This is a genomic window from Streptomyces sp. NPDC012825 (assembly GCF_042900925.1).
In the GTDB taxonomy this organism is placed as follows: domain Bacteria; phylum Actinomycetota; class Actinomycetes; order Streptomycetales; family Streptomycetaceae; genus Streptomyces.
The window spans coordinates 20,796-46,315 of sequence record NZ_JBIBBZ010000024.1 but is presented as its reverse complement, the minus strand read 5'-3'; the positions used below and the strand labels follow the sequence as shown (position 1 = coordinate 46,315).

25 protein-coding genes are annotated in these 25,520 nt (G+C 73.8%); 18 read left to right on the top strand and 7 right to left on the bottom strand.

Annotated elements, in window-relative coordinates; translation table 11 throughout:
- Window positions 1-99 precede the first annotated feature (99 nt).
- Window positions 100-1,503: a DUF6777 domain-containing protein gene (locus tag ACFY7E_RS30260; protein ID WP_389490415.1), complete on the top strand. Its 1,404-nt coding sequence runs from the start codon at window positions 100-102 to the stop codon at window positions 1,501-1,503.
- A 108-nt stretch (window positions 1,504-1,611) separates the two neighbouring features.
- The gene (locus ACFY7E_RS30255; protein WP_383442406.1) at window positions 1,612-2,115 is read left to right on the top strand and encodes an FBP domain-containing protein; all 504 of its coding nucleotides are present in this window, start codon (window positions 1,612-1,614) and stop codon (window positions 2,113-2,115) included.
- Between the two features lie 30 nt (window positions 2,116-2,145).
- Here ACFY7E_RS30255 and ACFY7E_RS30250 read toward each other — a convergent pair whose 3' ends face one another.
- Window positions 2,146-3,327, bottom strand: a complete 1,182-nt coding sequence (locus ACFY7E_RS30250) for an acyl-CoA dehydrogenase family protein (protein ID WP_389490412.1) — start codon at window positions 3,325-3,327, stop codon at window positions 2,146-2,148.
- A gap of 256 nt (window positions 3,328-3,583) precedes the next feature.
- Between ACFY7E_RS30250 and ACFY7E_RS30245 the strand changes: the two genes are divergently transcribed.
- From ACFY7E_RS30245 to ACFY7E_RS30200, 10 genes are all read left to right on the top strand, one after another.
- Window positions 3,584-4,777 (top strand): CaiB/BaiF CoA transferase family protein, encoded by a 1,194-nt coding sequence (locus tag ACFY7E_RS30245; protein ID WP_389490410.1) that lies wholly within the window; start codon window positions 3,584-3,586, stop codon window positions 4,775-4,777.
- 157 nt (window positions 4,778-4,934) lie between these two features.
- On the top strand, window positions 4,935-5,606 hold the full coding sequence (locus ACFY7E_RS30240; protein ID WP_389490408.1) for a GntR family transcriptional regulator: 672 nt from the start codon (window positions 4,935-4,937) through the stop codon (window positions 5,604-5,606).
- Between the two features lie 52 nt (window positions 5,607-5,658).
- On the top strand, window positions 5,659-6,234 hold the full coding sequence (locus ACFY7E_RS30235; RefSeq protein WP_389490406.1) for an exonuclease domain-containing protein: 576 nt from the start codon (window positions 5,659-5,661) through the stop codon (window positions 6,232-6,234).
- 374 nt (window positions 6,235-6,608) lie between these two features.
- Window positions 6,609-7,754, top strand: coding sequence for an LLM class flavin-dependent oxidoreductase (locus ACFY7E_RS30230; protein ID WP_389490404.1), 1,146 nt, complete (start codon window positions 6,609-6,611; stop codon window positions 7,752-7,754).
- Window positions 7,755-7,858: 104 nt separating this feature from the next.
- Window positions 7,859-8,452 carry a TetR/AcrR family transcriptional regulator gene (locus ACFY7E_RS30225; protein WP_389490402.1) on the top strand — a complete coding sequence of 198 codons (594 nt, stop codon included), beginning with the start codon at window positions 7,859-7,861 and terminating at the stop codon, window positions 8,450-8,452.
- A 121-nt stretch (window positions 8,453-8,573) separates the two neighbouring features.
- Entirely contained in the window at window positions 8,574-10,637 is a 2,064-nt protein-coding gene (locus ACFY7E_RS30220; RefSeq protein ID WP_389490400.1) for a discoidin domain-containing protein, read from the top strand.
- Between the two features lie 133 nt (window positions 10,638-10,770).
- Entirely contained in the window at window positions 10,771-11,370 is a 600-nt protein-coding gene (locus ACFY7E_RS30215; protein WP_389490398.1) for a CBS domain-containing protein, read from the top strand.
- Between the two features lie 119 nt (window positions 11,371-11,489).
- Window positions 11,490-11,852 (top strand): DUF952 domain-containing protein, encoded by a 363-nt coding sequence (locus ACFY7E_RS30210; protein ID WP_389490395.1) that lies wholly within the window; start codon window positions 11,490-11,492, stop codon window positions 11,850-11,852.
- Window positions 11,853-12,101: 249 nt separating this feature from the next.
- Window positions 12,102-14,291, top strand: coding sequence for a catalase/peroxidase HPI (katG, locus tag ACFY7E_RS30205; protein ID WP_389490393.1), 2,190 nt, complete (start codon window positions 12,102-12,104; stop codon window positions 14,289-14,291).
- A 148-nt stretch (window positions 14,292-14,439) separates the two neighbouring features.
- Window positions 14,440-14,877, top strand: coding sequence for an ATP-binding protein (locus tag ACFY7E_RS30200; RefSeq protein WP_389490390.1), 438 nt, complete (start codon window positions 14,440-14,442; stop codon window positions 14,875-14,877).
- A gap of 50 nt (window positions 14,878-14,927) precedes the next feature.
- Here ACFY7E_RS30200 and ACFY7E_RS30195 read toward each other — a convergent pair whose 3' ends face one another.
- From ACFY7E_RS30195 to ACFY7E_RS30170, 6 genes are all read right to left on the bottom strand, one after another.
- Window positions 14,928-15,134, bottom strand: coding sequence for a hypothetical protein (locus ACFY7E_RS30195; RefSeq protein WP_383444026.1), 207 nt, complete (start codon window positions 15,132-15,134; stop codon window positions 14,928-14,930).
- Window positions 15,135-15,286: 152 nt separating this feature from the next.
- Window positions 15,287-16,462: a spore photoproduct lyase family protein gene (locus ACFY7E_RS30190; RefSeq protein WP_389490388.1), complete on the bottom strand. Its 1,176-nt coding sequence runs from the start codon at window positions 16,460-16,462 to the stop codon at window positions 15,287-15,289.
- A 112-nt stretch (window positions 16,463-16,574) separates the two neighbouring features.
- Entirely contained in the window at window positions 16,575-17,057 is a 483-nt protein-coding gene (locus ACFY7E_RS30185) for an MSMEG_6728 family protein (protein ID WP_389490384.1), read from the bottom strand.
- Between the two features lie 52 nt (window positions 17,058-17,109).
- Window positions 17,110-17,451, bottom strand: coding sequence for a VOC family protein (locus ACFY7E_RS30180; RefSeq protein WP_389490382.1), 342 nt, complete (start codon window positions 17,449-17,451; stop codon window positions 17,110-17,112).
- Window positions 17,452-17,521: 70 nt separating this feature from the next.
- Window positions 17,522-17,971: a hypothetical protein gene (locus tag ACFY7E_RS30175; RefSeq protein WP_383444037.1), complete on the bottom strand. Its 450-nt coding sequence runs from the start codon at window positions 17,969-17,971 to the stop codon at window positions 17,522-17,524.
- Between the two features lie 93 nt (window positions 17,972-18,064).
- Complete coding sequence (locus ACFY7E_RS30170; RefSeq protein WP_389490379.1) at window positions 18,065-18,955, bottom strand: SDR family oxidoreductase; 891 nt, start codon at window positions 18,953-18,955, stop codon at window positions 18,065-18,067.
- A gap of 314 nt (window positions 18,956-19,269) precedes the next feature.
- On the opposite strand from ACFY7E_RS30170, the gene ACFY7E_RS30165 reads away from it, so the two are divergent.
- From ACFY7E_RS30165 to ACFY7E_RS30140, 6 genes are read left to right on the top strand one after another with little or no spacing between them, the layout of a single operon-like run.
- Window positions 19,270-20,115, top strand: a complete 846-nt coding sequence (locus ACFY7E_RS30165; protein ID WP_389490377.1) for an STAS domain-containing protein — start codon at window positions 19,270-19,272, stop codon at window positions 20,113-20,115.
- Window positions 20,112-20,489: an STAS domain-containing protein gene (locus ACFY7E_RS30160; protein WP_389490374.1), complete on the top strand. Its 378-nt coding sequence runs from the start codon at window positions 20,112-20,114 to the stop codon at window positions 20,487-20,489. Before ACFY7E_RS30165 ends, ACFY7E_RS30160 begins: the two co-directional genes overlap by 4 nt.
- Window positions 20,486-20,908, top strand: coding sequence for an anti-sigma regulatory factor (locus ACFY7E_RS30155; protein WP_389490372.1), 423 nt, complete (start codon window positions 20,486-20,488; stop codon window positions 20,906-20,908). The genes ACFY7E_RS30160 and ACFY7E_RS30155 overlap by 4 nt, the downstream gene beginning before the upstream one ends.
- On the top strand, window positions 20,896-21,960 hold the full coding sequence (locus ACFY7E_RS30150) for an ATP-binding SpoIIE family protein phosphatase (RefSeq protein WP_389490370.1): 1,065 nt from the start codon (window positions 20,896-20,898) through the stop codon (window positions 21,958-21,960). The genes ACFY7E_RS30155 and ACFY7E_RS30150 overlap by 13 nt, the downstream gene beginning before the upstream one ends.
- Window positions 21,957-23,789, top strand: coding sequence for an ATP-binding protein (locus ACFY7E_RS30145; protein ID WP_389490368.1), 1,833 nt, complete (start codon window positions 21,957-21,959; stop codon window positions 23,787-23,789). The genes ACFY7E_RS30150 and ACFY7E_RS30145 overlap by 4 nt, the downstream gene beginning before the upstream one ends.
- Window positions 23,789-25,426 (top strand): SpoIIE family protein phosphatase, encoded by a 1,638-nt coding sequence (locus ACFY7E_RS30140; RefSeq protein WP_389490438.1) that lies wholly within the window; start codon window positions 23,789-23,791, stop codon window positions 25,424-25,426. The genes ACFY7E_RS30145 and ACFY7E_RS30140 overlap by 1 nt, the downstream gene beginning before the upstream one ends.
- Window positions 25,427-25,520 lie beyond the last annotated feature (94 nt).

The window sequence follows — 25,520 nt, the reverse complement described above, 5'->3', positions numbered from 1 at the left end:
CCGGGACCGCCGGGCCGGGACCACGGGGCCGGGACCGGTAGAGCGGGACCGGTAGGGCGGGTGCCTCCGCTTGCGGGCGGGCACCGGTCGGCGCACACAATGGGCCCGGAACGGAAGAAAGGGAAAAACGTGACTTCCCACCCGCCGTCCGGCCCTCCGTCCGGTCCGCCGTCGGTTCCCCCCACGGGTCCCCCCTCGGGCCCCCTCTCGGGCCCCGGCACGCACCCGAACGCCGCCGGCCCTCCACCGCCCCCCGGGCCGCCCTCCGGGGGCTCCGGTGGTCCGGGCGGCTCGGGCGGTCCGGGCGACGGCCCGGACGGAGGGGGCTCGTCCCGCTATCCCAGGGACGGCGGCGGCCCGTGGTGGCGTTCCGTCCCGAAGGTCGCCTCGCTCACCGCCGTGCTCGTGGCGGCCGTCGCCCTGATCGTCGTGCTCACCAGCCGCTCCGGCGACGACGACGGCGGCACGGCGAACGCCGGCGGCGGGGAGGTCTTCCTGCAGAGCGCCTCCTCGACCGGCCCGGACCCGTTCACCCGGTCGACGGCGCGGGCCACCGACTCCGCCCCGCCGCCCTCGCTGCCGCCCCGCACCGGTTCGGCGGAGGCCGCCACGCCCCGCGTGTCGGGCGCCTCGCCCGGCCTCTACGGCGGGACGAAGTCGGTGGCGAGCTGCGACGTGGAGCAGCAGGTGCGCTACCTCTCCGGCGAGCCCGCGAAGAACGCGGCCTTCGCCTCGGTCCTGCGCGTCTCGGCGAACGAGGTGCCCGGCTATCTCCGCTCCCTCACCCCGCTCCAGCTCCGGGCCGACACCCGGGTGACGAACCACGGCTTCAAGGAGGGCTCCGCCACCGCGTACCAGGCGGTCCTCCAGTCCGGCACGGCGGTCCTGGTCGACGACCGGGGGGTGCCCCGGGTGCGCTGCGCCTGCGGCAACCCGCTGACCGAACCGGTACCGCAGAAGAACCCCCGGACGACCGGCACCCCCTGGCAGGGGTACGACGCCGATCAGGTGGTCGTCGTCGCGCCCGCCCCGAAGGTCGTGAACACCTTCGTGGTGTACGACCCCGAGGACGGCGACTGGTTCGCGCGGAAGCACGGCGACACCGGCGGCCGGGACGAGCCGACCTCGCCGCCGACCCCGACGTCCCCGGCACCGTGCCCGCCGGGCTCGTCGCCCTGTCCCTCCGACGGCACCACCTCCCCCGGCCCGTCGACGCCCGCGCCGGATGCTCCGTCCGACTCGCCCGCGCCCCCGGACTCGCCCCCGCCGCCGGATTCGTCGCCCCCGCCCGACTCGCCCCGGCCCGACTCACCGCAGCCGGGCTCCTCGGCACCGCCCGAGCCGCCGGCCCCGCCCGACTCCTCGGCCCCGAACTCGGGCCCGGTGCCGGACGGCTCGGGCGACACCCCCGGTGACACCCCGGCGGACCCGAACACGAGCGGCTCGACCGGCGACCCGGCATCACCCCCGGCGCCGGCACCGGCGCCGACCGCCCCGGCCTGAGCCGGAGACCGGCACCGCCCCACAGGCCTGCCCGCCCCACGGGACGTCCCCGTGGGGCGCCGCCTTATTCGGATGCCCGTCCGGGACGACGCGTGTACGGTCCACCGAGTGGAACCACTGACCGACAAACAGATCCGCTCGTCCTTCGTGAACTGCACCAAGGGCGAGGCGGCCCGGCTCAAGCTGCCGCTCGACTTCGCCGAGCTCCCCTGGGACGACCTGGACTTCCTCGGCTGGGTCGACCCGGGCGCGCCGCTGCGCGCACACCTGGTCGTCCCGCACGAGGACGGGCCGCTCGGGGTGTCCCTGCGGGTCCCGGCCGCCGGCCGGACCAGCGCCATGAAGTCGAGCATGTGCCAGATCTGCCTGACCGGACACGCCTCCTCGGGCGTGACGCTCCTCGTGGCGCCGCTCGCCGGGACCCGCGGCCGCGAGGGGAACACCGTCGGGACCTACCTCTGCGCCGACCTCGCCTGCTCCCTCTACGTCCGGGGCAAGCGGCAGCCGAAGCTGCGCGGCCGGCGCCAGGAGGAGTCCCTCACCCTCGACGAGCAGATCGCCCGTACGAGGACCAACCTCGACGCCTTCGTCCGGCGGGTCACGGCGGGCTGACGGCCCGCCGCGTCCGGCGGGCGGGACGGCTCAGCGGAACGCCTGCTCGCCGGTGAGCGCCTTGCCGATGACCAGGGAGTGGACCTCGCTCGTGCCCTCGTAGGTGAGCACCGACTCCAGGTTGTTGGCGTGGCGCAGGACCGGGTACTCCAGGGTGATGCCGTTGGCGCCCAGGATCGTGCGGCACTCGCGGGCGATCGCGATCGCCTCCCGGACGTTGTTCAGCTTGCCCACGCTGACCTGTTCGGGGGTGAGCGCGCCCGCGTCCTTCAGACGGCCCAGGTGGAGGGCGAGGAGCATGCCCTTGCCGAGCTCGACGGACATGTCCGCGAGCTTCTGCTGCGTCAGCTGGTAGGAGGCGAGGGAGCGGGCGAAGACGGTGCGGTCCCGGGCGTAGGAGATCGCCGTCTCCAGGCAGTCGCGGGCGGCCCCGAGCGCGCCGAAGACGATGCCGAAGCGGGCCTCGTTGAGGCAGCCGAGCGGGCCGGAGAGGCCGCGGGCCTCCGGCAGCATCGCGTCGGCCGGCAGCCGCACGTCCTCCAGGACCAGTTCGCTGGTGACGCTCGCCCGCAGCGACAGCTTCATCCTGATCTCGGGCGCGCCGAAGCCGGGGGTGCCGGCCGGGACGAGGAAGCCGCGGACGCCGTCCTCGGTGCGGGCCCAGACGACGGCCACGTCGGCGACGGAGCCGTTGGTGATCCACATCTTGGTGCCGTTGAGCACCCAGTCGGAGCCGTCCCGCTTGGCGTTGGTCCGCATGGCGCCCGGGTCCGAGCCCGCGTCCGGCTCGGTGAGGCCGAAGCAGCCGATGTACTCGCCCGCCGCCATCTTCGGCAGCCATCGCTGCTTCTGCTCCTCGGAGCCGTACTTCCAGATCGCGTACATGGCGAGGGAGCCCTGCACGGAGACGAGGGAGCGCAGTCCGGAGTCCACGGCCTCCAGCTCCAGACAGGCCAGGCCGTACGCGACGGAGTTGGTGCCCGCGCAGCCGTACCCCTCCAGGTGCATGCCGAGCACGCCGGTGCCGCCGAGGGTGCGGGCGAGTTCGCGGGCGGGGATCTCGCCCTTCTCGAACCAGCCGGCGACGTGCGGCCGCAGCTCGCGGTCGGCGACGGCGCGCACGGTGCGCCGGATCTCCCGCTCCTCGTCGGTCAGAAGCCCGTCGACGGCGAGCAGGTCGAAGGGGTGGACGGGGGTGGACGACGACTTCACGGACGGCCTCCTGGCGGTGGGCGACTGGCGCTCGTGACGGAATGGTGACGGGCGCCTGCGACGACTCGGCGTGCCGAAGCGTAGCCGTACATCGGATATTGGATCCAGTATTGAAAATCCACCGTCCCGGCCCTACGGTCCGGTGGACTGGATCCAATATCCGAATCCGATCCACTGGATCCGATCCATTGGATCCGCTGTATCGGATCCGACGCGTCGGATCCCATGTCCGGTCGCCGATCCCGAGGAGAGCGCGATGCGCGCAGACCAGCCGGCCCCGCCCGACACCGCGCCCGACACCGCACCCGGCGCCCTGTCCGGGATCGTCGTCGCGGACTTCGGCCGGGTCCTCGCCGGGCCGTACATGACGATGCTCCTCGCCGACCTGGGCGCGGACGTGATCAAGATCGAGCGGCCGGGGTCCGGCGACGACACGCGCGTGTGGGGGCCGCCGTTCGCGGGCGGGGAGGCCACGTACTTCCTGGGGGTGAACCGGAACAAACGCTCCGTGTCGCTCGATCTGACGGATCCCGGGGATCTGGCGGCGGCGCGCGCGATCGTGGACCGGGCGGACGTCCTGGTGGAGAACTTCCGCCCCGGCACGATGGAGAGGCTGGGCCTCGGTCACGAGGACGTACGGGCGACGAACCCGGGGCTCGTCTACTGCTCGGTGACCGGTTTCGGCACCGCGGAGGGCGCCCGGCTCCCGGGGTACGACCTGCTCGTCCAGGCCATGGGCGGTCTGATGAGCGTGACGGGCGAGCCGGACGGCCCGGGGACGAAGACGGGGGTCGCCCTGGTCGACGTCGTCACCGGCCTGCACGCGGGGATGGGCGTGCTCGCCGCGCTCCGGCACCGGGAGCGCACCGGCGAGGGCCAGCGCGTGGAGGTCTCGCTGCTCGGCTCCCTGCTCTCCGCGCTCACCAACCAGGCAGCCGCGCACCTGGGGGCGGGGGTCGTGCCGCGCGCGATGGGCAACCGGCACCCGAGCATCACCCCGTACGAGGTGTTCGAGGCGGAGGACCGGCCGCTGGTCCTGGCGGTGGGCAACGACCGGCAGTTCCGGGCGCTGTGCGAGCGGCTCGGCCTGCCGGAGCTGGCCGGGGACGTCCGCTTCGCGACCAACGCGGCCCGGGTGGCCCACCGGGAGGAGCTGGCGGCGGCCCTGGCCGGTCCGCTCGGCGGCCGTACCGCCGACGACTGGTTCGAGGAGCTGACGGCGGCCGGCGTGCCCTGCGGGCCCATCAACGACCTGGCGGCCGCCTTCGACCTCGCCGACCGGCTGGGGCTCGCCCCGCGCGTCCCCGAGTCCGCGGCCGGTCCCGGCCAGGTCGCCCACCCGATCCGGTTCGGCGCCACCCCGGCCTCCTACCGGGCCGCTCCCCCGCGCCTCGGCGAGCACACGGACGCCGTGCTCGGCACGGAGGGACGGACCTCGGGCACGCCCTGAGCCGGGGGAAGGTCCGGAAGATCCGTAGGAAGATGGTCACCGCCGGAGGAGCCGTTCCCCGACGGGGTGATCCGTCGGAGCGGCGGCCCGTCGGATCAGCGGTCCGTCGGAGCGGCGGTCCACCGGCGGCGGCACGAGGAACGGAAGGTCACAGGGGATGAGCAGCGCGGTGCAGAAGCGGCGGCCGCAGACCGCCCAGCAGTTCGTCCTGGAGGAACTGCGGCGCGCCATCACCACCGGGGAGCTCCGGCCGGGCGACCAGATCCGCCAGGACGCCCTCGCGGCGCGGTTCGAGGTGAGCCGGGTGCCGCTGCGCGAGGCCCTCAAGGCCCTGGAGGCCGAGGGCCTGGTGGTCCATCGCATACACAGGGGCTACTTCGTCGCGGAGCTCTCGCTCGACGACCTGGAGGAGATCTACCGGATCCGGGAGCTCCTGGAGACGGAGGCGGTCCGCCTGGCCGTGGGGCGGATGCCGGAGGGCACGGTCGGCGTGCTCGAAGGGATCCAGCGCGAGGTGGAGCGGGCCGCCGACGACGGGGACGTGTCCGCGATGGCGGCGGCGAACCGGCGCTTCCACTTCATCCTGATCGAGGCGTCCGGGATGCCGCGCCTCGTGCGCCTCGTCGCGACCCTGTGGGACGCCACCGACGCGTACCGCTCGCTGTACTACGCGGACGCGCCGCACCGGAAGCTGGCCGTGCGGGAGCACCGGGCCGTGATCTCCGCGCTCCGGCACGGCGACGAGGAGGCCGCCGTCCGCTGGCTCGACGAGCACCGGGCGCACGCGGTGGCGGCCCTGCGCGAGGTCCTGGGGCGGGACGCGGACTGAGCCCGGGGAAAACCGGGTGTGGCCGGTGGCGGCGCGCCCTACGCTCGTCCGCATGGGACACGGGGGCCTGGTCAACATCGTCGACGTCGAGGCGACCTGCTGGGAGGGCGAGCGTCCGCCCGGCCAGGTGAGCGAGATCATCGAGATCGGGCTGACCGTGGTCGACCTGGACGCGCGGGAGCGGGTCTCCCGGCACCGGATCCTGGTGCGCCCGGTCCGCTCGCGGGTCGGCGCGTTCTGCACCGGGCTGACCGGCCTCACCCAGGCGGAGGTCGACACCGGCCTGGACTTCGCCGCCGCCTGCCGGCTGCTCGCCACCGCGTACGAGGCGGGGAGGCGGCCCTGGGCGAGCTGGGGCGAGTACGACCGCAAGCAGTTCACCCACCAGTGCCGGGCCACCGGCACGCGGTACCCCTTCGGGCGGCGCCACACCAACGCGAAGGCGGTCTTCACCGAGGCGTACGGGCTCGCCCGGCGTCCCGGCATGGCTCAGGCCCTGGAGGTCGCGGGACTGCCCCTGGAGGGGCGGCACCACCGGGGCGAGGACGACGCGTGGAACATCGCCGCCCTGGTGCTGCGGGTCGCCGGCCGGGGTGCTTGGCCGGAGGAACGGGATTCCGGCAGCTGAGACCCGGCGGTCCGCATGGCGGACGGTACTTGTCGGCGGAGCGTCCGCGCGGCGAGGATGCGCCCGTGAATCCCGCCCTCGTCTCCCGCCGCCACGTGGACCTTCTGCGTGTCGCGGGGATGCTGTGTCGGGTCGGCTTCCGTCGTCGCGCGGCCCGTCGCTGAGCCCCTTCCCGGCTCGCCTCCCTCCTTCGCGCGCCGACCGGCCTCCGCCGCCGACCGGCCTCCGCCGCCGACCGGCCTCCTCCGTCGGCCGGTTGCGCCGCGTTCGACGCTCCGGCTCCCGAACTCCCGGTTCTCCGCCCGCCTTTCCCGCGCCCGGCGGGTGTCCCGTACGCCCGTCCCCGCCCCGCACTTCCTCCGAGGTACGCCCGCATGCCCTCTTCCGCCGCCCCCGTCCTGCACTGGTTCCTGCCCACCGGTGGTGACGGCCGCGACCCCGGCGGGGTCACCGCCGTCCAGGGCCGCACCGCCGCCGCGACCCGCCGGGGCGCCGGCCTCGGCTATCTGGCGCAGGTGGCCCGCGCGGCCGAACAGGCCGGTTTCGCCAAGCTGTTGACGCCCGTGGGGCTCGGCTGCGTGGACCCGTGGGTGCTGACCCCGGCGGTCGCGGCGGTGACGGAGCGGATCGGCTTCCTGGTGGCGTTCCGGGCCGGTCTCGCCCGGCCGACGCTGATCGCCCAGCAGGCCGACACCTTCCGGAGCCTCTTCGGCGACCGGATCGCGCTGAACGTGGTCACCGGCGGCGACCCGGTCGAGCAGCGGGCGTACGGCGACCACCTGCCGAAGGACGAGCGGTACGTCAGGACCGGCGAACTCATGGAGGTGGTGCGGGCGTTGCTCGACGGCGGCGCCGTCGACCTGGCGGGCCGCCACGTCCGGGTGGAGAACGCCCGGTTGCACGCCCCTGCCGTGGAGTCGCCCGTGCCCCTCTACTTCGGCGGCGCGTCGCCGGAGGCCGAGGAGGTCGCCGCCCGCCACGCCGAGGTGCAGCTGCTGTGGGGCGAGCCCCCGGCCGCCGTCGCCGAGCGCGTCGCCCGGGTGCGGGAGAAGGCCGCGCGGGTTGGGCGCGCCCTGCGCTTCGGGATCCGCCTCCACGTCATCACCCGCGACACCGCCGCCGAGGCCTGGCGGGAGGCCGACCGCATCCTGGCCGGGTTCGACCCGGAGGCGGTCCGCGCCTCGCAGGAGCGGTTCGCCCGCATGGACTCGGCCGGACAGGCCCGGATGACCGCGCTGCACGGCGGCTCCGCCGAGAACCTGACCGTCTCCCCCAACCTGTGGGCGGGCATCGGGCTCGTCCGCGAGGGTGCGGGCACGGCCCTGGTCGGCTCGCACGACGAGGTGGCGCGGCGGCTCTTCGAGTACGGGCGGGCCGGCATCGACGAGTTCGTCCTGTCCGGCTATCCGCACCTGGAAGAGGCCTACCGGGTGGGCGAGGAGGTCGCGCCGCGGCTGCGGGCGCTGGTGGAGTCGGCCCGCGCCGGGGCGCCGGGGACACGGGGCCCGGCGGCGGCCTGAGGGGTCACGGAGGCGGCGGCCCGAGGCTGGACGCAAGGTACGGCCCGGCCAGGACGCGGCGCCGAGGGCTGCGGTTACCCTGGCGCCGGACGCGAGGAGGAACCATGGCGCGGATGTCTTCGGCCGAACGGCGCGGGCAGTTGGTCGAGGCGGCGATCAGGGCGATGACCAGGGACGGGGTCGCCCGGACCACCACCCGGTCGATCTGCGCCGAGGCGGGGGTGTCGCTGAGCGTCTTCCACTACTGCTTCGCGTCCAAGCAGGCGCTCCTCGAAGCCGCGATCGGGACGATCACCGGCACCTACGTGGCACGGGTGATGTCGGCGGTGGAGCCGGGGGCCACCCTGCGCGAGACCGTCCGGGGCGCGCTCCGCACCTACTGGGACCACGTCACCGCCCATCCCGGCGAGCACATGCTGACGTACGACCTGACCCAGTACGCGCTGCGCGAGCCGGGCTTCGAGCACCTGGCGCGGGCCCAGTACGAGCAGTACGTGGCGTCGGCGGCCGATCTGGTCGAGCGGGTGGCCGCGGTACGGGGGATCACGCCGAAGGCGCCGGTGGAGGTGGTCGCGCGGTATCTGGCGGCGGCGATCGACGGCCTCACCCTCCAGTTCCTCGTCCTCGGTGACCAGCACACGGCGGACGGCCAACTGGACCTGATGGCCGATCAACTCGTGAGCCTGATGGAGGGTTGAGGGACACGCGACCGTTCCGACCCGCGAGTAGGTCATCCGTCCCGGACTCTTGACTCGGTCCTCCGGCGCCGCGATCCTCGGCACGCCCGGTACTCCTCCACCGACCGGAGGCTCGCTGCCCATGACCCGAACCCTCTCGCGCGGGAGGGGCGGCGGATCCGCCCTCCTGGCGCTCGTCCTCGCCCTGACCGCCGTCCTCTTCGGCTCCGCCCCGGTCCCCGCCGCCGCGGGCGGTTCGTGGTGGGAGCCCGTGTCCCGTCCCGCCGCCGACTCGCAGATCAACGTCACGGGCGCGCCGTTCACCGGCACGGACGCCCGGGGAAAGGTGCGCGGGTTCGTCGACGCGCACAACCACCTGATGTCGGACGAGGGCTTCGGGGGGCGGCTCATCTGCGGCCGGGCGTTCTCCGAGGCCGGCGCCGCCGACGCGCTCAAGGACTGCCCCGAGCACTACCCCGACGGCTCCGGCGCCCTGTTCGAGAACATCACGGGCGGCGCCGACGGCCACCACGACCCGGTCGGCTGGCCCACCTTCGAGGACTGGCCGGCCCACAACTCCCTGACCCACCAGCAGAACTACTACGCCTGGGTCGAGCGCGCCTGGCGCGGCGGACAGCGCGTCCTCGTCAACGACCTGGTGACCAACGGCCTGATCTGCTCGATCCTGCCCCGCGACCGGAGCTGTGACGAGATGGACTCGATCCGGCTCCAGGCCCGCAGGACGTACGAACTCCAGGACTACGTCGACCGGATGTACGGCGGGCCCGGCAAGGGCTGGTTCCGGATCGTCACCGACGCCGCGCAGGCCCGCTCGGTGGTCGAGCAGGGCAGGCTCGCGGTCGTCCTGGGCGTGGAGACCTCGGAGCCGTTCGGCTGCAAGCAGATCCTCGACGTCGCCCAGTGCGACAGGGCGGACATCGACCGCGGCCTGGACGAGCTGTACGGCCTCGGGGTGCGCAGCATGTTCCTGTGCCACAAGTTCGACAACGCGCTGTGCGGGGTCCGCTTCGACGAGGGGGCCATCGGCACGGCGGTCAACATCGGCCAGTTCCTGTCGACCGGCACCTTCTGGACCACGGAGAAGTGCGCGGGCCCGCAGCACGACAACCCGATCGGCCTGGCGGCGGCCCCGGTGATGGCGTCGAAGCTGCCGCCGGGGGTGAGCGTCCCCTCGTACGCCTCGGACGCCAAGTGCAACACCCGCGGCCTGACCCGGCTCGGCGAGTACGCCCTGCGGGGCATGATCGACCGCGGGATGATGCTGGAGCTCGACCACATGAGCGTCAAGGCCGCGGGACGGGCGCTGGACATCCTGGAGTCCCAGGAGTACCCGGGCGTCCTGTCCAGCCACAGCTGGATGGACCTCGACTGGACCGAGCGGCTCTACCGTCTGGGCGGTTTCGTCGCCCAGTACATGCACGGCGCGGAGGGCTTCGTCGGCGAGGCGGGGCGGAAGGCCGCGCTCCGGGCGAAGTACGGGGTCGGTCTCGGCTACGGCACCGACATGAACGGCGTCGGCGGCTGGCCGGGCCCGGTCGGCGCCGGCGCGCCGAACGCCGTGACGTACCCCTTCCGCAGCTTCGACGGCGGTGCGGTGCTCGACCGCCAGGTCACCGGGCAGCGCGTCTGGGACCTCAACACCGACGGCGCCGCGCACAACGGCATGGTCCCCGACTGGATCGAGCAGATCCGGCTGACCGGAGGCGGCCGGAGCGTCGTGGACGAGCTGGCGGGCGGCGCCGAGTCGTACCTGACGACGTGGCGGGCGACCGAGACGCACGAGCCGGGGGTGAACCTGGCGGCGGGCGCGCCCGCGGCGGCCAGTTCCTCGGAGTGGAACCCGTTCACGAGCTACGCGCCGGGCCGGGCCGTCGACGGCGACACGGGCACCCGCTGGGCCAGCGACTGGTCGGACGGCCAGTGGCTGCGGGTGGACCTCGGGTCGGTCCGCCCGGTCGGGCGGGTCGTCCTCGACTGGGAGCGCGCCTACGCGAGCGGGTACCGGATCGAGCTGTCGGAGAACGGCGCGGACTGGCGGACGGTCTGGTCCACGACCACCGGGGACGGCGGGTACGACACGGCGGAGTTCCCGTCGCAGGCGGCCCGTTACGTACGGGTCCACGGCGAACGGCGGGCGACGAAGTGGGGGTACTCGCTCCACGAGGTGGCGGTCCACCGGTCCTGAGGAACCGCGCCGCGGAGGGCCGGACGGGCCGGAAGACGGTCCGTCCGGCCCTCCGCCCCTCCGCCCCCTCGTTCCGAGAGGCGCCCCGGTGCGGGATCATGGGATCCGGAACGCAGAAGGGACGGAACGGACGATGAGGCACCGCAGTGTCGCGGACCTGATGACGCCCACCGCGGTCGCGGTGCAGCGCGGGACGCCGTTCAAGGAGATCGCGCGGCTCCTCGACGAGTACGGCATCACCGCGGTCCCGGTGGTCGACGAGGAGAACCGGCCGGTGGGCGTCGTCTCCGAGGCGGACCTGCTGCGGCGGCACACGGCGAAGGACGGGCCGAGCACCGCGGAGGCCATGATGACGAGCCCGGTCGTCACGGCCCGGCCGTCGTGGACGGCGGTCGAGGCGGCCCGGCGGATGGAGCGGCACCGGGTGAAGCGGCTGCCGGTCGTGGACGCGGAGGGGCGGCTGATCGGGGTGCTGAGCCGGAGCGACCTGCTCCAGCTGTTCCTGCGCCGGGACCGTTCCATCCAGGAGGAGATCCGCGAGGACGTGGTCGTCCGGATCCTGCGCCTCTCCCCCTCCGCCGTGCACATCGACGTGGACGAGGGCCGGGTGACGCTGAGCGGCACGCTGGAGCGGCCGGGGACCGGCCCGATCCTGGTCCGCCTGTGCGAGACGGTGGACGGGGTGGTGGAGGTCGTGGACAGGCTGGTGTACGAGGAGGGCGGCGGGGCCTGAGGAGTCCCGGGCCGGGTCGGTGGGCGCCGCCCGCCGGGACACCGACCCGGGCCCTCATCCGGCCACCTCGCGCGGCGCCCGGGCCGGGTCGGCTCCGCCCCGGCCGGTATAACCGGGGCATGATCTATCACATCGTCCCCCTCGCCGAATGGTCCGCCCGGCCGGAGCAGCCGTACGCGCCCGCGTCGCTGGCCGAGGAGGGGTTCGTCCACTGCGCGCCCGACGAGGCGACCGCGCTCGCCGTCGTCGACGCCTACTACCGCGCCTCCCCCGGGCCCCTCCTGGCGCTCGTCCTCGACGAGGGCCGTCTTTCGGCCCGGACGGAGTGGGAGGCGGCCGTCCCCTCGCCGCCGCCGGGGGTCCCCGACGGGACCCTCTTCCCGCACGTGTTCGGACCGCTCGACCGCGAGGCCGTCGAACGGGTCCTGGAGATCACCCGGGACGAGGAGGGCCGGGCCACGGGAACGACGCCGCGGGAGTGACGGGGCGGTTCCGTCCCGTGGCGGGCGGTGCTCCGCGGTGACGCTTCCGGTGTGATGACGTGTAAAGCGCGAGCGCCCTGCGTGTTCCCCCGGCCGCGCGGTCGGTGTGCGCGAGCATACGGACGCCGACACAGGCTCCCCGCCCCGTGGGTCCGGTCGGGCGGTTCCGGCCGGCGGGCGCCACGGCGCGTGACGGGCGCGGGTCGCAGTGCTCGGCGCAAGAACACCGACACAGGAAGAAGGACGGACGTGTCCGGCAGCGAAAGCGAGAACCCGGCGATCCCCGCCCCCACCCCGGCGCCCACCCGGCCCCGGACGAACCGGGACTGGTGGCCCAACCAACTGGACCTCCAGGTCCTCCACCAGCACTCGCCCCTGTCCCATCCGATGGGCGGGGACTTCGACTACGCGGCGGAGTTCGCGACCCTGGACCCCGACGCGCTGAAGCGGGACGTCTTCGAGGTGATGACGGCCTCGCAGGACTGGTGGCCCGCCGACTACGGCCACTACGGGCCGCTCTTCATCCGGATGAGCTGGCACGCCGCCGGGACGTACCGCATCGCCGACGGCCGGGGCGGCGGAGGCTCCGGCGCCCAGCGCTTCGCGCCCCTCAACAGCTGGCCGGACAACGCGAGCCTCGACAAGGCGCGTCGGCTGCTCTGGCCGGTCAAGCAGAAGTACGGCCGGAAGATCTCCTGGGCCGACCTCCTCGTCTTCGCCGGCAACTGCGCCATGGAGTCCATGGGGTTCGAGACGTTCGGATTCGGTTTCGGGCGGGAGGACATCTGGGAGCCGGAGGAGATCTTCTGGGGTCCCGAGGACACCTGGCTCGGGGACGAGCGCTACAGCGGCGACCGGGAGCTCAGCGGCCCGGTCGGCGCCGTGCAGATGGGTCTGATCTACGTCAATCCCGAGGGGCCCAACGGGAACCCGGACCCGCTGGCCGCCGCCCGGGACATCCGGGAGACGTTCGGCCGCATGGCGATGAACGACGAGGAGACGGCGGCGCTGATCGTCGGCGGCCACACGTTCGGCAAGTGCCACGGGGCGGTCGACCCCTCGTACATCGGTCCGGAGCCCGAGGCCGCCCCCTTCGAGCAGCAGGCCCTCGGCTGGCGGAACACGTACGGCACCGGCGTGGGCGGCGACGCGCTCACCAGCGGCCTGGAGGGCGCCTGGACCTCCCGGCCGACGAAGTGGGACAACGGCTACCTGGACAACCTGTACGGGTACGAGTGGGAGCTGACGACGAGCCCCGCCGGCGCGAAGCAGTGGACGCCCACGGACCCGTCGGCGAGGGACACCGTGCCCGACGCCCACGACCCGTCGAAGAAGCACGCCCCGATGATGCTGACGACGGACCTCGCGCTGAAGGCGGACCCGGTCTACGGGCCGATCACGAAGCGCTTCCACGAGGACCCGGACCGGCTCGCGGAGGCGTTCGCCAAGGCCTGGTACAAGCTGCTGCACCGTGACATGGGTCCCCTCTCGCGCTACCTGGGGCCCTGGATCCCCGAGCCGCAGCTGTGGCAGGACCCCGTGCCCGCGGTCGACCACGAGCTGGTCTCGGACGAGGACGTCGCCTCGCTCAAGCGCCGGATCCTCGACTCGGGCCTGTCGCTCCCCCAGCTGGTCACCACCGCGTGGGCGTCGGCGGCGAGCTTCCGCGGCACCGACAAGCGCGGCGGGGCCAACGGGGCGCGGATCCGGCTCGCGCCGCAGAAGGACTGGGAGGTCAACGCCCTGCCCGAGGTGACCGGGACCGTGGAGGCCCTGGAGGCGATCCGGCGCGAGTTCGACGACGCGCAGGGCGGGGGGAAGCGGATCTCGCTCGCCGACCTGATCGTCCTGGGCGGCTGCGCGGCCGTCGAGCAGGCCGCGCGGAACGCCGGGCACGACGTCACGGTCCCGTTCGCGCCGGGGCGCACGGACGCCTCGCAGGAGCAGACGGACGTGGAGACGTTCGCCGTGCTCGAACCCGCGGCGGACGGGTTCCGCAACTACCTCCGGGGGGACGAGAAGCTGTCCCCGGAGACCCACCTCCTCGACCGCGCCAACCTGCTGACGCTGACCGCGCCCGAGATGACGGTGCTCGTCGGCGGCATGCGGGTCCTGGACACCGGTTTCGCGGGGTCCCCGCACGGCCGCCTCACCCACCGGCCCGAGGCGCTGACCACCGACTTCTTCGTCAACCTGCTCGACATGGGCACGGAGTGGAAGACGTCGGTCACGGAGGAGAACGTCTCCGAGGGCCGCGACCGCGCCACGGGCGAGCTCAAGTGGACCGCCACCCCCGTCGACCTCGTGTTCGGCGCGCACTCCCAGCTCCGCGCCCTCGCGGAGGTCTACGCCTCCCAGGACGCGGGCGAGAAGTTCGTGCGCGACTTCGTGGCGGCCTGGGACAAGGTGATGAACCTCGACCGGTTCGACCTCGCCTGATCCCGAGGTCCCGTCCCGGTCGGCCCTCCGGGGGCCGGCCGGGACGGCCGGCCCCCGGGCCGCGGGGGCCCTTCGTGTCTGCGGGGACGATTGCCGGGTATCCGGGTCCCGTACGGACGACGTGGACGGCCTCGAAGGAGTGAAGAGCGTGACGGTCAAGGCGATGGGGTGGGCGCACTCGTTCCCCGTGTCCGGGGGCGTGCAGGCCGGCCGGCAGTGGACCCGGCGGCACCTCGCCGCCCTTCCGTGGACCGAGCGGGAGCCCGAGACGGTGGACTCCGTCGTCCTGGCCGTCTCCGAGCTGCTCACCAACGCCCACGTCCACGCGCACAGCGACGCGCAGCTCGTGCTCACCTGGGACGGCGACTGCCTCCACATCAGCGTCCACGACGAGGACCCGACGCTGCCCCGCCCCCGCGAGGCGGGCGAGGGCGCGGTCTCGGGGCGGGGCGTGAGCATCGTGCGGGCGCTCGCCGACGAGTGGAGCATGCGCTGCCAGCGGCACGGCAAGACGGTCACGGCCTGCTTCCGTCCGGTCCTCCCCCAGACCGACGACGCCACGGCCGACGACGGCACCGGCCGGTAGGCGGCCGGGCGGGCCGCGCCCCACGAGCCGCCCGTCCGGCCGCCCTGCGGTCAGGGCTTGTTGGCGAGGGCCCCGAGGTACTGGTTCGTCTGCTCCAACCGCGCTTCCACGCTGCCCGTGCGCTCGGACACGGCCCTCAGTTCGTCACGGACCGCCAGCAGGGCCAGGGCCACCGCCCTCGCGGCGGGATCGGACACGTCCTCCAGGGCCGCCCTCGCCTCGTCTGCCGCCGGAACGGGTCGGGGTGCCTGCGTCATGGCTGCGCCTCCTGTCCGGCCGCCCATCGGCCGTTCTCGTACGTGTGCCCCGAAATCCCGCGTCTGCTCCCCTCCGGTCGGCGGCGAAGGACAGCCGGGCGGTGGTTCCGGTCCGGCGCGGGCGGACCGGGTTCACCGGGCGCCCGTCGCGGTCAGAAGGCGTACCGCACCCGCAGCCACGGGGCGCGCGCGTCGATCAGCCGGCGCAGCGACTCGACGGCGGACGCCTTGGTCCCCGTGCGGTAGCGCACGTTCCGGGCGCCGTTCTCGGAGCGTTTGGGCTGCTGGAGGTCCGGGCGCCACAGGACCTGCTCGGCGCGGGGGTGCCAGCCGAGGTTGACCTCGTGCAGGTCCTGGTTGTGCGTGAGCATGATGACCTCCGCCGCGGCCTGGTCCTTCACGCTCCGGGGTAGGACGTCGTCCATGGCGCGGAGCAGCTCGTCCCACCCCTGTTCCCAGCCCGGCCGGATCACCACCGGGGAGAGGTTGAAGTGCACCTCGTACCCGGCCTCCACGAAGTCGGCCGCCGCCGCGAGGCGGTCGGGGACCGGGCTCGTCCGGATGTCGAGGAGCCTGGAGTCGTCCGGCGGCATCACGGAGAAGCGGATCCGCGTACGGCCCCGCGGGTCGAGCCGCAGCAGGTCGGGGTTGACGAACTTGGTGGCGAAGGACGCCTTGGCGGTGGGCCACCGGCGGAAGGCCCGGACCAGGTCGGCGGTGTTGTCGCTGATCAGGTCGTCGACCGAGCAGTCGCCGTTCTCCCCGATGTCGTAGACCCAGGCGAGGTCGTCGCACTGGTTGGGTTCCCGCTTGGGGCCGGTGGCGGCGATGTGCCGGCCCAGGGCGGCGAGGACGCGGTCCACGTTGGTGAAGACGGTGACGGGGTTGGCGAAGCCCTTGCGACGCGGGACGTAGCAGTAGGCGCAGGCCATGGCGCAGCCGTTGGAGAGGCCGGGGGCGATCCAGTCGGCGGAGCGGCCGTTGGGCCGGACGCCGAAGGACTTGCGCTCCCCGAGGACCAGGGTGTCGCGCTTGGTCCTCACCCAGCGCTCCACGTTCCCGGCGTTGCCGTGCAGGTGCGGGACGCGCCAGTGGGAGTCGGTCTCGACGAGCCGGGCGTCCGGGAACCGCGCGACGATCTGCCGGCCGCGCCAGGAGGCCGCCGCGGCGGGCTCGGCGTGGATCTCCGCCACGTCGAGCAGCCTCCGTGCCTCCGCCCCGTCGCGGAACGAGCGGCCGTCCGCCCCTCCGGACGACGGGACCACGAGGTCGTCCACGTCGAACAGGCCCTCGGCTCCGCTCCCCGGTCCTTCGGAACGCCGTCGCATGTCCACTCCGCCGCGCTGGATGACGCGCACCGCCGGGGCGCGCGCCCGGTCGGCGGCCGGGCCGGTGCCGCGGCGCCCTCCAGCGTACGGAACGGGACGGACATGTCGGTCTTCAGGCCGGTTCGGGTCTTCCGGCCCGGTCCGACGACGGCCAGACGTAGGGGAGGTCGTCGGGGACTCCCGGGAAGAGGTCGCGGTAGACCTCCGGGGCCTTGCGCAGCAGCGCGGACCGGTGGCTGCGGTGGAACGCGGGATCCCCGAGCCAGGGCGGCAGCTCGCCGGCCGCCGCGAGTTCGTCCTGTCCCCTCACTCCTTCCCCGGGGCCCAGGGCGAGGTAGTCGCGCGTCAGCGTGGCGGCGCAGGTGTCGGAGCGGCCCCCGGCCGTCCAGACTCCGCAGACGTCCAGGCCGTAGCGCACCAGGGCCTCCTCGTAACCGGCCCACATCCGCACCGCGGGGTGCCGGCGCCAGCCGTATCCGGGCACGGTGAGCCCCCGGAGGACCTGGAGGGCCTCGACGCGCTGCTTGCCCAGCCGTCTCGGGTCGAGCACGGCGGCCGAGTCGACGAATCGGTCGTACGGGAGAAATGTCTGCACGGAACAGCTCTACCCGTTCTCCGGCCCGCCGCCCGCGCCGGAGGGGCCGCGGTCAGAGCGGGGCGCCCCCGAACCCGATCCGGTTCCCGTCCCGGTCCTCGTACGTCACCTTGCGCACGCCGTTCGCGTAGGTCTCGCGGACGGCGGGGGTCAGTCCGCGCTCGGTGATCCCGGCGACACGGGCGTCGAGGTCGTCGACGAAGAGCGTGTGCAGGGCGTTGCCCGCCCGTCCGGGCCGGTGCTCGATGTACACGTAGCGGTGCTCCCCGAACTCCCAGACGGCCTCCGTGTCGTTCGGGAGGAACACCGGCGGGGCGCCGAACAGGCGCTCGTACCAGCTCAGCGCCGCCGTGTAGTCCTCCACGGGGACGCCTGCGAAGAGATCGACGGCCATGACGCCAGGATAGGACCGGTGGCGCGCCCCGGCCGCCGGGCCGGTGCGCCCGGCGGCGCGGGACCGGTCCCTAGGGCGTCTCCTCGGGGGTCGCGGTGTGGTCCCGGTGACCGTGCGTGCGGCGCCGTTCCTTCATCTCGGCCTCGTAGAGGTGGGCGCGGCCCTCGGCGAGGTCGGAGACGGCGTCGCGTTCGAGCTTCTTGAACGGCTCGTAGTACGTCCGGTCGTAGGACTCGACCACCTGGAACGTCCAGTGGCCCGGGATGACGTTGCGGCCGAGGACCTCCCGCTCGACGAGGTCGGCCCACTTCTCGTGGCCCGCCCGCCGCAGCAGCGCCACCGCCCTGTCCAGCTCCAGGTCGGCGGTGCCGGTCAGCTGGTGGAAGGAGTACAGGTGGCCGCGGGCCCGCTCGGTGGTCTCCAGGGCCTTGGAGAGCGAGCCCAGCGCCTCCACCGTGAGGTCGTCGACGTGCTCGGGCCGCACGCGGCGCCCGTCCGGGTGATCGTCTTCGTGGTTCATGCCCGACTGCCTGCCCCCGGTCCGCGAGGAGTACACCCGGCCGGACCGTACGCGGCGCGGCCGGGGAACGCGCCGGGCGGTTTCGGGCGCGGATCAGCCGCGGTCGCCGCGCTCCGGGCCCTCCCGGGCGGCGAGACCGCCGGGTCCGAGCAGACCGGTGGGGCGCAGGGCGCCCTTCTCCTCCAGACGGGGCAGGGTCCTCGCCGAGGACCACGCCACGAGTGCGGGCAGCAGGGGGCGGACGGGCTGCACGAGGCGCAGCCACGGGGGCGCGTAGACGGTGGCGGAGCGGCGGCGGACCGCCTCGGCCAGCCACGACGCCACCTTCTCCACGGGGTACACCCTGCGCGCGGGGCGCGGCATGTGGGCGCGGAGCTCCCGCAGGACGTCGTGGGCGTCCACGTCCCGCACCATGTCGGTGTCCGTCCAGTGCAGGTACGCGATGCCGACCCCGACACCCCGGTGGGCGCACTCCGCGCGCAGCGACTGGGCGAACGACTCGGCCCCCGCCTTCGACGCGCAGTAGGCGCTCATCATGGGGGCCGATCCGAAGGCCGCGGTCGAGGCGACCTGGAGGAAGTACCCCCGCGTGGCCAGCAGGCCGGGCAGGAACACCCTGGCCGTGGTCGCGCTGCCCATGAGGTTGACCTCGACGACGCGGTTCCACGTCCTCGGGTCGGACGCGGCGAACGGGCCGCCCTCGGCGACGCCGGCGTTGGCGATCACCACGGAGGGCTCGCCCAGGTCGCGCGTCACCCGGTGGGCCGTCCGCTCCATCAGGTCGTCGTCCGTCACGTCGACCTCGTAGCACCGGCTCCCCGGCGGCAGCTCCCGCGCCACCCTCTCCAGGGTCGCGCTCTCCCGGCCGAGCAGGGCGATCCGCATGCCCCGGCCGGCCAGCTCCCTGGCGAGGCCGGCGCCCAGGCCGCGTGCCGCACCCGTCACGACCGCCGTCCGTCCCCGCAAGGGGTTGTCGTGGGACATGGTCCTCCCAGCGGTGCGCCGGGGTTTCCCGGCTCTCCTCCCCCGCCGGTCGCGGGGGCCCCTCCATGGCACCACCGGACCCGGCGGGCCGCCGTTCCGGCTGCGCCGATTGCCGCACCGTCCCGCGCGGGCCCGGACGTCCCGGTGATTCTCCGCACGTGTGGGAACGAGGATCGGGGGCAGATGTCGCTCGGGGTGCGGGTCCATCGGCCCCCGGGGCGGTGCGGGGGGCGGGAGGCGCGTGCTCGACGGCGAGGGCCGGTGACGTATCGTCGGGACGGATTCCGGAGCGGGACAAGGTGAGGGGAAGGCGCATGGACAACGAGGACTCGAAGCGGTTGCTGGAGCTGCTGACCACACGGAAGTCCGAACTGGTGGCGCAGTGGGAGCAGACCGTCGGAGCTTCGTTGCGGGGGCGCGTGAGCAGCGCGGAGCTCGGCCGGGAGCTGGGCGAGCTGTACGACGCGATCGCCGAGGCCGTGGCGCAGGGCGGCCTGGTCGGCCGCGGCGACCGGTTCGCCGTCGTGCGCAGCCTCCTCGTCGAGCTGTCGCGCACCCGGGCCCGGCAGGGGTTCACCCCGACCGAGACCGCCGTGAGCGTCTTCGCGCTCAAGGAGGTGCTCGAGCCCTTCCTCGGCGGATCCGTCGAGGACGTGCGCGCCTACCTGCAGTTCTCCCGCCTCCTCGACGATCTGGGCCTGTTCACGGTGGAGGAGTACGCCCGGACCCGCGAGGAGATCATCTCCACGCAGTCCCAGCAGCTGCTCGAGCTGTCCACCCCCGTGGTGAAGCTGTGGGACGGGGTGGTGGGCGTGCCGCTCGTCGGGACGCTCGACTCCGCGCGCACCCAGGTGGTCATGGAGAAGCTGCTCCAGGCCCTCGTGGACTCCAACTCCGCGCACGCGATCATCGACATCACCGGTGTGCCTGCCGTCGACACCCAGGTCGCCCAGCACCTCCTCAAGACCGTCGTCGCGGCGCGGATGATGGGCGCCGAGTGCACCATCTCCGGCATCCGGCCCCAGATCGCGCAGACCATCGTCGCCCTGGGCATCGAGTTCGGCGACATCCCCACGAAGGCGACCCTGGCCGACGCCCTGCGCCACGCGCTGACGGAGATCGACAGGGCCACCGCGGCCCGTCCGGCGGGTCTGCTGTGAGCGACCGCGTCCCCGTCCTGAAGATCGGCGACATTCTGCTGGTCTCGATCCAGGTGGACCTGGAGGACCAGATGGTGCTCGACCTCCAGGACGACCTCTCCCAGCAGATCGTCGCCACCGGCGCCCGTGGCGTGGTCATCGACATCTCGGCCCTGGAGATCGTCGACTCGTTCGTCGGCCGCATGCTGGCCACCACGGCCGCCATCTCCCGCGTCCTCGGCGCGGAGACCGTCGTCGTCGGCATGCGCCCGGCCGTCGCCATGACACTGGTGGAGCTCGGCCTCTCGCTGGGAGGCGTCCGCACGGCGCTCAACCTCGAACTGGGACTGGGTTACCTGCGCCGGGCGCAGGGCACCCCTCCGGCACGCCCGTGAAGGACTACCCGGCCGACGAGGCCTCCCGTGAGGAAGTGCCGATCCACTCCAGCGGTGACGTCGTCAAGGCGCGCCAGGCGGTGCGTGTCCTCGCCCAGCAGGCCGGCCTGTCCCTGGTCAACCAGACGAAGCTGGTCACGGCGGCCAGCGAGCTGGGCCGCAACACCCTCATCTACGGAGGGGGCGGCACGGCGGACGCGGTCATCGTCCGCGACATGGCGCGCGTCGGCGTCCGGGTGAGCTTCTCGGACACCGGTCCCGGCATCCCGGACATCGAGCAGGCCCTGACCGACGGCTGGACGTCGGGCAGCGGGATGGGCCTGGGCCTCAGCGGCGCGCGACGCCTGGTCGACGAGTTCGAGCTGGACTCGGCGCCCGGCGCCGGAACGACGGTGACGGTGCTGAAGTGGGCGCGGTGAACCCGGTGCCCGGTTACGAGATCGAGGCGGAGGACGTCGTCTGGCTGCGCCTCGACGTGGCCGTGGCCGCTGCCGCCCGGCGGGAGGCGGCGCGCCTCGCCCGGCGCGTCGGCATGGACCCGGTCCGCGTGGCGGAGATAGAGCTCGCCGTGACGGAGGCGGCCACCAACCTGCAGAAGTACGCCCGGGACGGCGCCCTGGCCCTGCGGGTGACGACCCTCCGGGACCGGGCCGCCCTCGAACTCTTCTCCGTGGACAGCGGTCCGGGGATGGCCGACGTGGGCAGCGCGCTCGTCGACGGCGTGTCCGGCAGCGGCACCCTGGGCGTGGGCATGGGGGCGATCGCGCGGTTCGCCGACGTCTTCGACGTCCACTCCCTGCCCGGCCGGGGTACGGCCCTGCTCGCGCGGTTCTGGTCGGGGGGCGCCCCCGGCCCGCTCCCCGGGTCCGACGAGCCCGAGGTGGCCGGTCTGACCCGCCCGATCAGCGGCGAGGAGGTCTGCGGGGACACCTGGGCCGCGCGCACCGAGCACGGCCCCGACGGGGCGCGGGCGGTCACGGTGATGATGTGCGACGGCCTGGGGCACGGCCCGCTGGCGGCGCTCGCCGGCGAACGGGCCCGGGCCGCCTTCCGGGCGGGCCCCCACGGGAGCCCCCAGGACGTCGTCCGGGCCCTCCACGCGGAGCTGCGGGGCAGCCGGGGCGCGGCGGTCACGGTCGCCCGGGCCGACTTCTCCCAGGGGTCCGTCGAGCACTGCGGGGTCGGCAACATCAGCGCCTTCGTCGTCAGCGGCGAGAAGCGGAACACCCTGCTGTCCCTCCCCGGGATCGTCGGCCACCAGATGCCCGCCCTCCGCTCCTTCCGGACCCCCCTGGGCCCCGACGCGGTCCTCGTCCTGCACTCCGACGGCCTGAGCGACCGGTGGTCGCCGGCCGCCCTGCCCGGCCTGTTCGCCCGGCAGCCGGCCGTCGTCGCGGCCCAGCTCCTCGGGCAGGCCGGGGTGCGCCGCGACGACGCCGGCATCGTCATCGCCCGGGCGGCCCGTCGATGAGTCGGACGCACACCGACAGCCTCTGCGACCTTCCGCTGGCCGTCGAACGGGACGGGTTTGAACTGCGCAGGCGTGGACAGTTGGTGTGCCGGGCCCTGGGCATGGAGGGGCACGAGCTGGTGCGCGTGGTGACGGTACTGAGTGAGGTGGGACGTGATCTCCTGGGAGCTCCGGGGCTTCGCGTGGACCTGCAGGTGGAGAGCCGCCTCCGGGAACCCGATCTCTTCCGCGCCCGCTTCACCTGGAGCGGGCCCCGCGTCCCCGGCCGTGACGCGCTGGACGCCGCCGGGCGGCTCCTGGACCACTGCCGGTACGCCGCGTCGTCCGGAGAACACACGTTGACGGTCGGCCAACGCCTGCCCGCCTCCCAGGGACGTCCCGGGGAGGGGGCGGAACGCGCCCGCGCGGCGCTCCGCGAGTCGGGCGACCTCAGCATGGGCGAGGAGCTGCGGGTCCAGAACCGCCAGCTCCTCCAGGCGCTCGAGGAGTCGAGGGCCCAGCAGGAGGAGCTCCAGCGGCTGAACGCCGAGCTGGAGGAGACCAATCAGGGAGTGGTCGCCCTCTACAGCGAGCTGTCCGCGGAGCTGGAGGAGACCAACACGGGCGTGGTGGCCCTCTACGCCGAGCTGGAGGACAAGTCCCGTCAGCTGCGTCTGGCGAGCGAGGCCAAGACCCGCTTCTGGGCCAACGTGAGCCACGAACTGCGGGCCCCGGTCAACTCGGTCATCGCGCTCGCCCGCCTCCTCCTCGCGCCCGACGCCGATCCGCTGACCGAGGAGCAGCGCCAGCAGATGTCCCTCATCGCCGGCTCCGGCAGCACGCTCCTCGCCCTGGTCGAGGAGCTCCTGGACGTGGCCAAGGCCGAATCGGGGCGCCTGGAGCCCCATCTGGTCCCCACCGACCTGCGGACCCTGCTGCACCAGTTGCGCGGGACGCTGCGGAGCATGGCCCGCGACGGGGTGCGCCTCGACATCCCCGACGTCGAGGACGTGCCGGAACTCGTCACCGACGAGGTCATGCTCACGCGCGTCCTGCGCAACGTGCTGTCCAACGGCCTGAAGTTCACCACGGCCGGCGAGGTCCGCCTCGCGGTCGCGGTCGAGGACCGGGCCGGACGTCCCTGGTTCGTCTTCACCACCACCGACACGGGCATCGGGATCGCCCCGGACCAGCAGGACCGCGTCTTCGAGGAGTTCTACCAGGTCCTGGGCACCCACCAGCGGGGGCAGCCGGGCACCGGCCTGGGCCTGCCCTACGCCCGCAGGCTGACCAGTCTGCTGGGCGGCGTCCTCACGCTGACCAGCGAACCGGGCGCCGGAACCTCGGTGCGGGTCGAGGTCCCGGCCCGCCACGACCTCGCCTCCCCGGACTCGCCCCGTCCCGGGACCGCCGACGGAGCGCGGACGGGGTCGCTGGTCGTCGTGGACGACGACTCGACCTTCGTCGAGCTGCTCCGGCCGGTGCTGAACCGGGTCGCGCGGAAGGTGACGGAGGTCTCGGTCAGCTCGCGGGCCGTCGACGTCATCCGCGCGGAGCGTCCCGACGCCGTCCTGATCGACCTGGCGATGCCGGCTCCCGACGGGTACGTTCTCCTCCAGGTCCTGGCCCGTGACCCGGAGACGTCGCACATTCCGGTCGTGGTCCTGACCTCGACCGACCCCGGTGACGTGGACCGCTCCCGGCTCACCCACGCGCGGGCCGTCCTGGGCAAGACGCACCTCACGCCCGAACGCATCGCCCTGGCCCTGGCCATCGACCCGGCCGGGCCCGACCAGACCCCTCCGGCAGAGGCCGGTGAGCAGGACACGCCCGGAGAAGTCACGCCGTGATCGCAGGCCCGTTCCCTTCCGACCATTCGCCCGCGCGCATCCTGGTCGTGGACGACAACCCGACCAATCGCTACGTCCTGAGGACCACGCTGTCCCGCGCGGGTCACACCGTCGTGGAGGCGGAGGACGGCACCGGGGCGCTCGCGCTGCTCAAGGGCGCCGAGCCCCTGCTGGAGGTGGCCGTCATCGACGTGCGGCTGCCCGACATGACCGGTTTCGAGGTCTGCGAGCGCATCAAGGCCGACCCCGCGACGGCGGCCCTCCCCGTCCTGCACGTCTCGGCGTCCGCCATCACCGTGGACGACCGCACCCAGGGGCTCAACCGCGGGGCGGACGCCTACCTGACGGAGCCCATCGCCCCGGACGAGCTCCTCGCCACCGTCACGGCCACCCTGCGCTACGCGCGGGCCCGCCGCCGGGCCGAGCGCCTCGCGGACCGTCTGCTGCACCTGAACGAGGCGACCCTGCTCCTCTACAGCGCGGACAGCGCCGCCGGGGTCGCCCGGGCGGCCGCCCGGGGCGCGGCCATCGTCCTGGGCGCGCCCGCCGTGGCGGCGATCATCTCCCCGCACGGGGAGCCGGCCTCGGCGGCCGACACCGGCACGGGCGGGCAGGGCTCCCCCGACGGCGTCGTCGACGTGCGGCTCGACGCCCGCGACCTTCCTCCGTACCACGAGTTCGGGGACCGCACCGGGACGCGGCTGGTCACGGTGCACGCCCGCGAGTGGCCCGGTTTCCCGCAGGGCTTCGCGCCCCGCGGCGGGCTCGCCGTGGCCGTGGCGCGCGCCAAGCCCGGCCGGCAGCCGGTGTGCCTCGCTGTTCCGGCGGAGGCGGTCTCGACGCCCGACGACGAGCAGCTCCTTGCCCAGCTGGCCCAGGCGTGCGCCCTCGCCCTGGAGGCGCTGCGGAGCTACACCGAGGAACACGACCTGGCGCTGACCCTCCAGCGGAGCTTCCTGCCCGAGACGCTCCCCGACTCGCACCTCGCCGACCTCGCGGTGCGCTATCTGCCCGCCAGCGACCACGCGGAGATCGGCGGCGACTTCTACGAGGCCCTCTCCACCCGGGAAGGCCTCCTGCTCGCCGTCGGCGACGTCGCGGGGCACTCCCTCGACGCCGCCATGCTCATGGGGCAGATCCGGCACGCCCTGCGCGCCTACGCCATCGAGGGGCATCCGCCCCACGACATCCTCGGGCGTCTCGACCACCTGCTGACGGCCGTCCGGGCGCGGCTGACCCTGACCCTGTGCATCGTCTTCGTCGACGAGGCCACCGGGCTCCTGCACATCGCCAACGCCGGCCACCTGCCCCCGCTGCTGCGCACTCCGGACGGGAACGTGCGTTCCCTGGACGAGCACGGGCCGCTCCTGGGCATAGGCCTCCCCCACCCGGTGAGCACCGTGGTGGAGGCCCCGCCCGGCTCGATCCTCGTCATGACCACCGACGGTCTGATCGAACGCCGCCACGAGCACCTGGGGCTCTCCCTCGAACGCCTGGAGTCCGCCCTCGGCGGTCTTCCTGCGGACGTGGAGGAGATCTGCGACGGTCTCCTGGAGGCGTTCCCTCCCAACGGGGAGGACGACATCGCGCTGATGGCGGTGCGCGTGACGGGCGAGGGGCGTTCCCTCACTTTGTGAGGCTTGTATGTGCATATGCGGCACGGCTTGCGGTGGCGGGGGTGGGTACGAGACGGTTGCCCCAGGACAACTGTCGTCCCTGTAGGAAGGTGGT

What these genes read in the sequence shown, in the direction of transcription:
- ACFY7E_RS30260 (WP_389490415.1), top strand. Translation starts at nt 100, where the DNA reads ATGGGCCCGGAACGGAAGAAAGGGAAAAACGTGACTTCCCACCCGCCG.
- ACFY7E_RS30245 (WP_389490410.1), top strand. Translation starts at nt 3,584, where the DNA reads ATGCGCGCAGACCAGCCGGCCCCGCCCGACACCGCGCCCGACACCGCA.
- ACFY7E_RS30240 (WP_389490408.1), top strand. Translation starts at nt 4,935, where the DNA reads ATGAGCAGCGCGGTGCAGAAGCGGCGGCCGCAGACCGCCCAGCAGTTC.
- ACFY7E_RS30235 (WP_389490406.1), top strand. Translation starts at nt 5,659, where the DNA reads ATGGGACACGGGGGCCTGGTCAACATCGTCGACGTCGAGGCGACCTGC.
- ACFY7E_RS30230 (WP_389490404.1), top strand. Translation starts at nt 6,609, where the DNA reads ATGCCCTCTTCCGCCGCCCCCGTCCTGCACTGGTTCCTGCCCACCGGT.
- ACFY7E_RS30225 (WP_389490402.1), top strand. Translation starts at nt 7,859, where the DNA reads ATGGCGCGGATGTCTTCGGCCGAACGGCGCGGGCAGTTGGTCGAGGCG.
- ACFY7E_RS30220 (WP_389490400.1), top strand. Translation starts at nt 8,574, where the DNA reads ATGACCCGAACCCTCTCGCGCGGGAGGGGCGGCGGATCCGCCCTCCTG.
- ACFY7E_RS30215 (WP_389490398.1), top strand. Translation starts at nt 10,771, where the DNA reads ATGAGGCACCGCAGTGTCGCGGACCTGATGACGCCCACCGCGGTCGCG.
- ACFY7E_RS30210 (WP_389490395.1), top strand. Translation starts at nt 11,490, where the DNA reads ATGATCTATCACATCGTCCCCCTCGCCGAATGGTCCGCCCGGCCGGAG.
- ACFY7E_RS30195 (WP_383444026.1), bottom strand. Translation starts at nt 15,134, where the DNA reads ATGACGCAGGCACCCCGACCCGTTCCGGCGGCAGACGAGGCGAGGGCG.
- ACFY7E_RS30190 (WP_389490388.1), bottom strand. Translation starts at nt 16,462, where the DNA reads ATGCGACGGCGTTCCGAAGGACCGGGGAGCGGAGCCGAGGGCCTGTTC.
- ACFY7E_RS30180 (WP_389490382.1), bottom strand. Translation starts at nt 17,451, where the DNA reads ATGGCCGTCGATCTCTTCGCAGGCGTCCCCGTGGAGGACTACACGGCG.
- ACFY7E_RS30175 (WP_383444037.1), bottom strand. Translation starts at nt 17,971, where the DNA reads ATGAACCACGAAGACGATCACCCGGACGGGCGCCGCGTGCGGCCCGAG.
- ACFY7E_RS30170 (WP_389490379.1), bottom strand. Translation starts at nt 18,955, where the DNA reads ATGTCCCACGACAACCCCTTGCGGGGACGGACGGCGGTCGTGACGGGT.
- ACFY7E_RS30165 (WP_389490377.1), top strand. Translation starts at nt 19,270, where the DNA reads ATGGACAACGAGGACTCGAAGCGGTTGCTGGAGCTGCTGACCACACGG.
- ACFY7E_RS30145 (WP_389490368.1), top strand. Translation starts at nt 21,957, where the DNA reads ATGAGTCGGACGCACACCGACAGCCTCTGCGACCTTCCGCTGGCCGTC.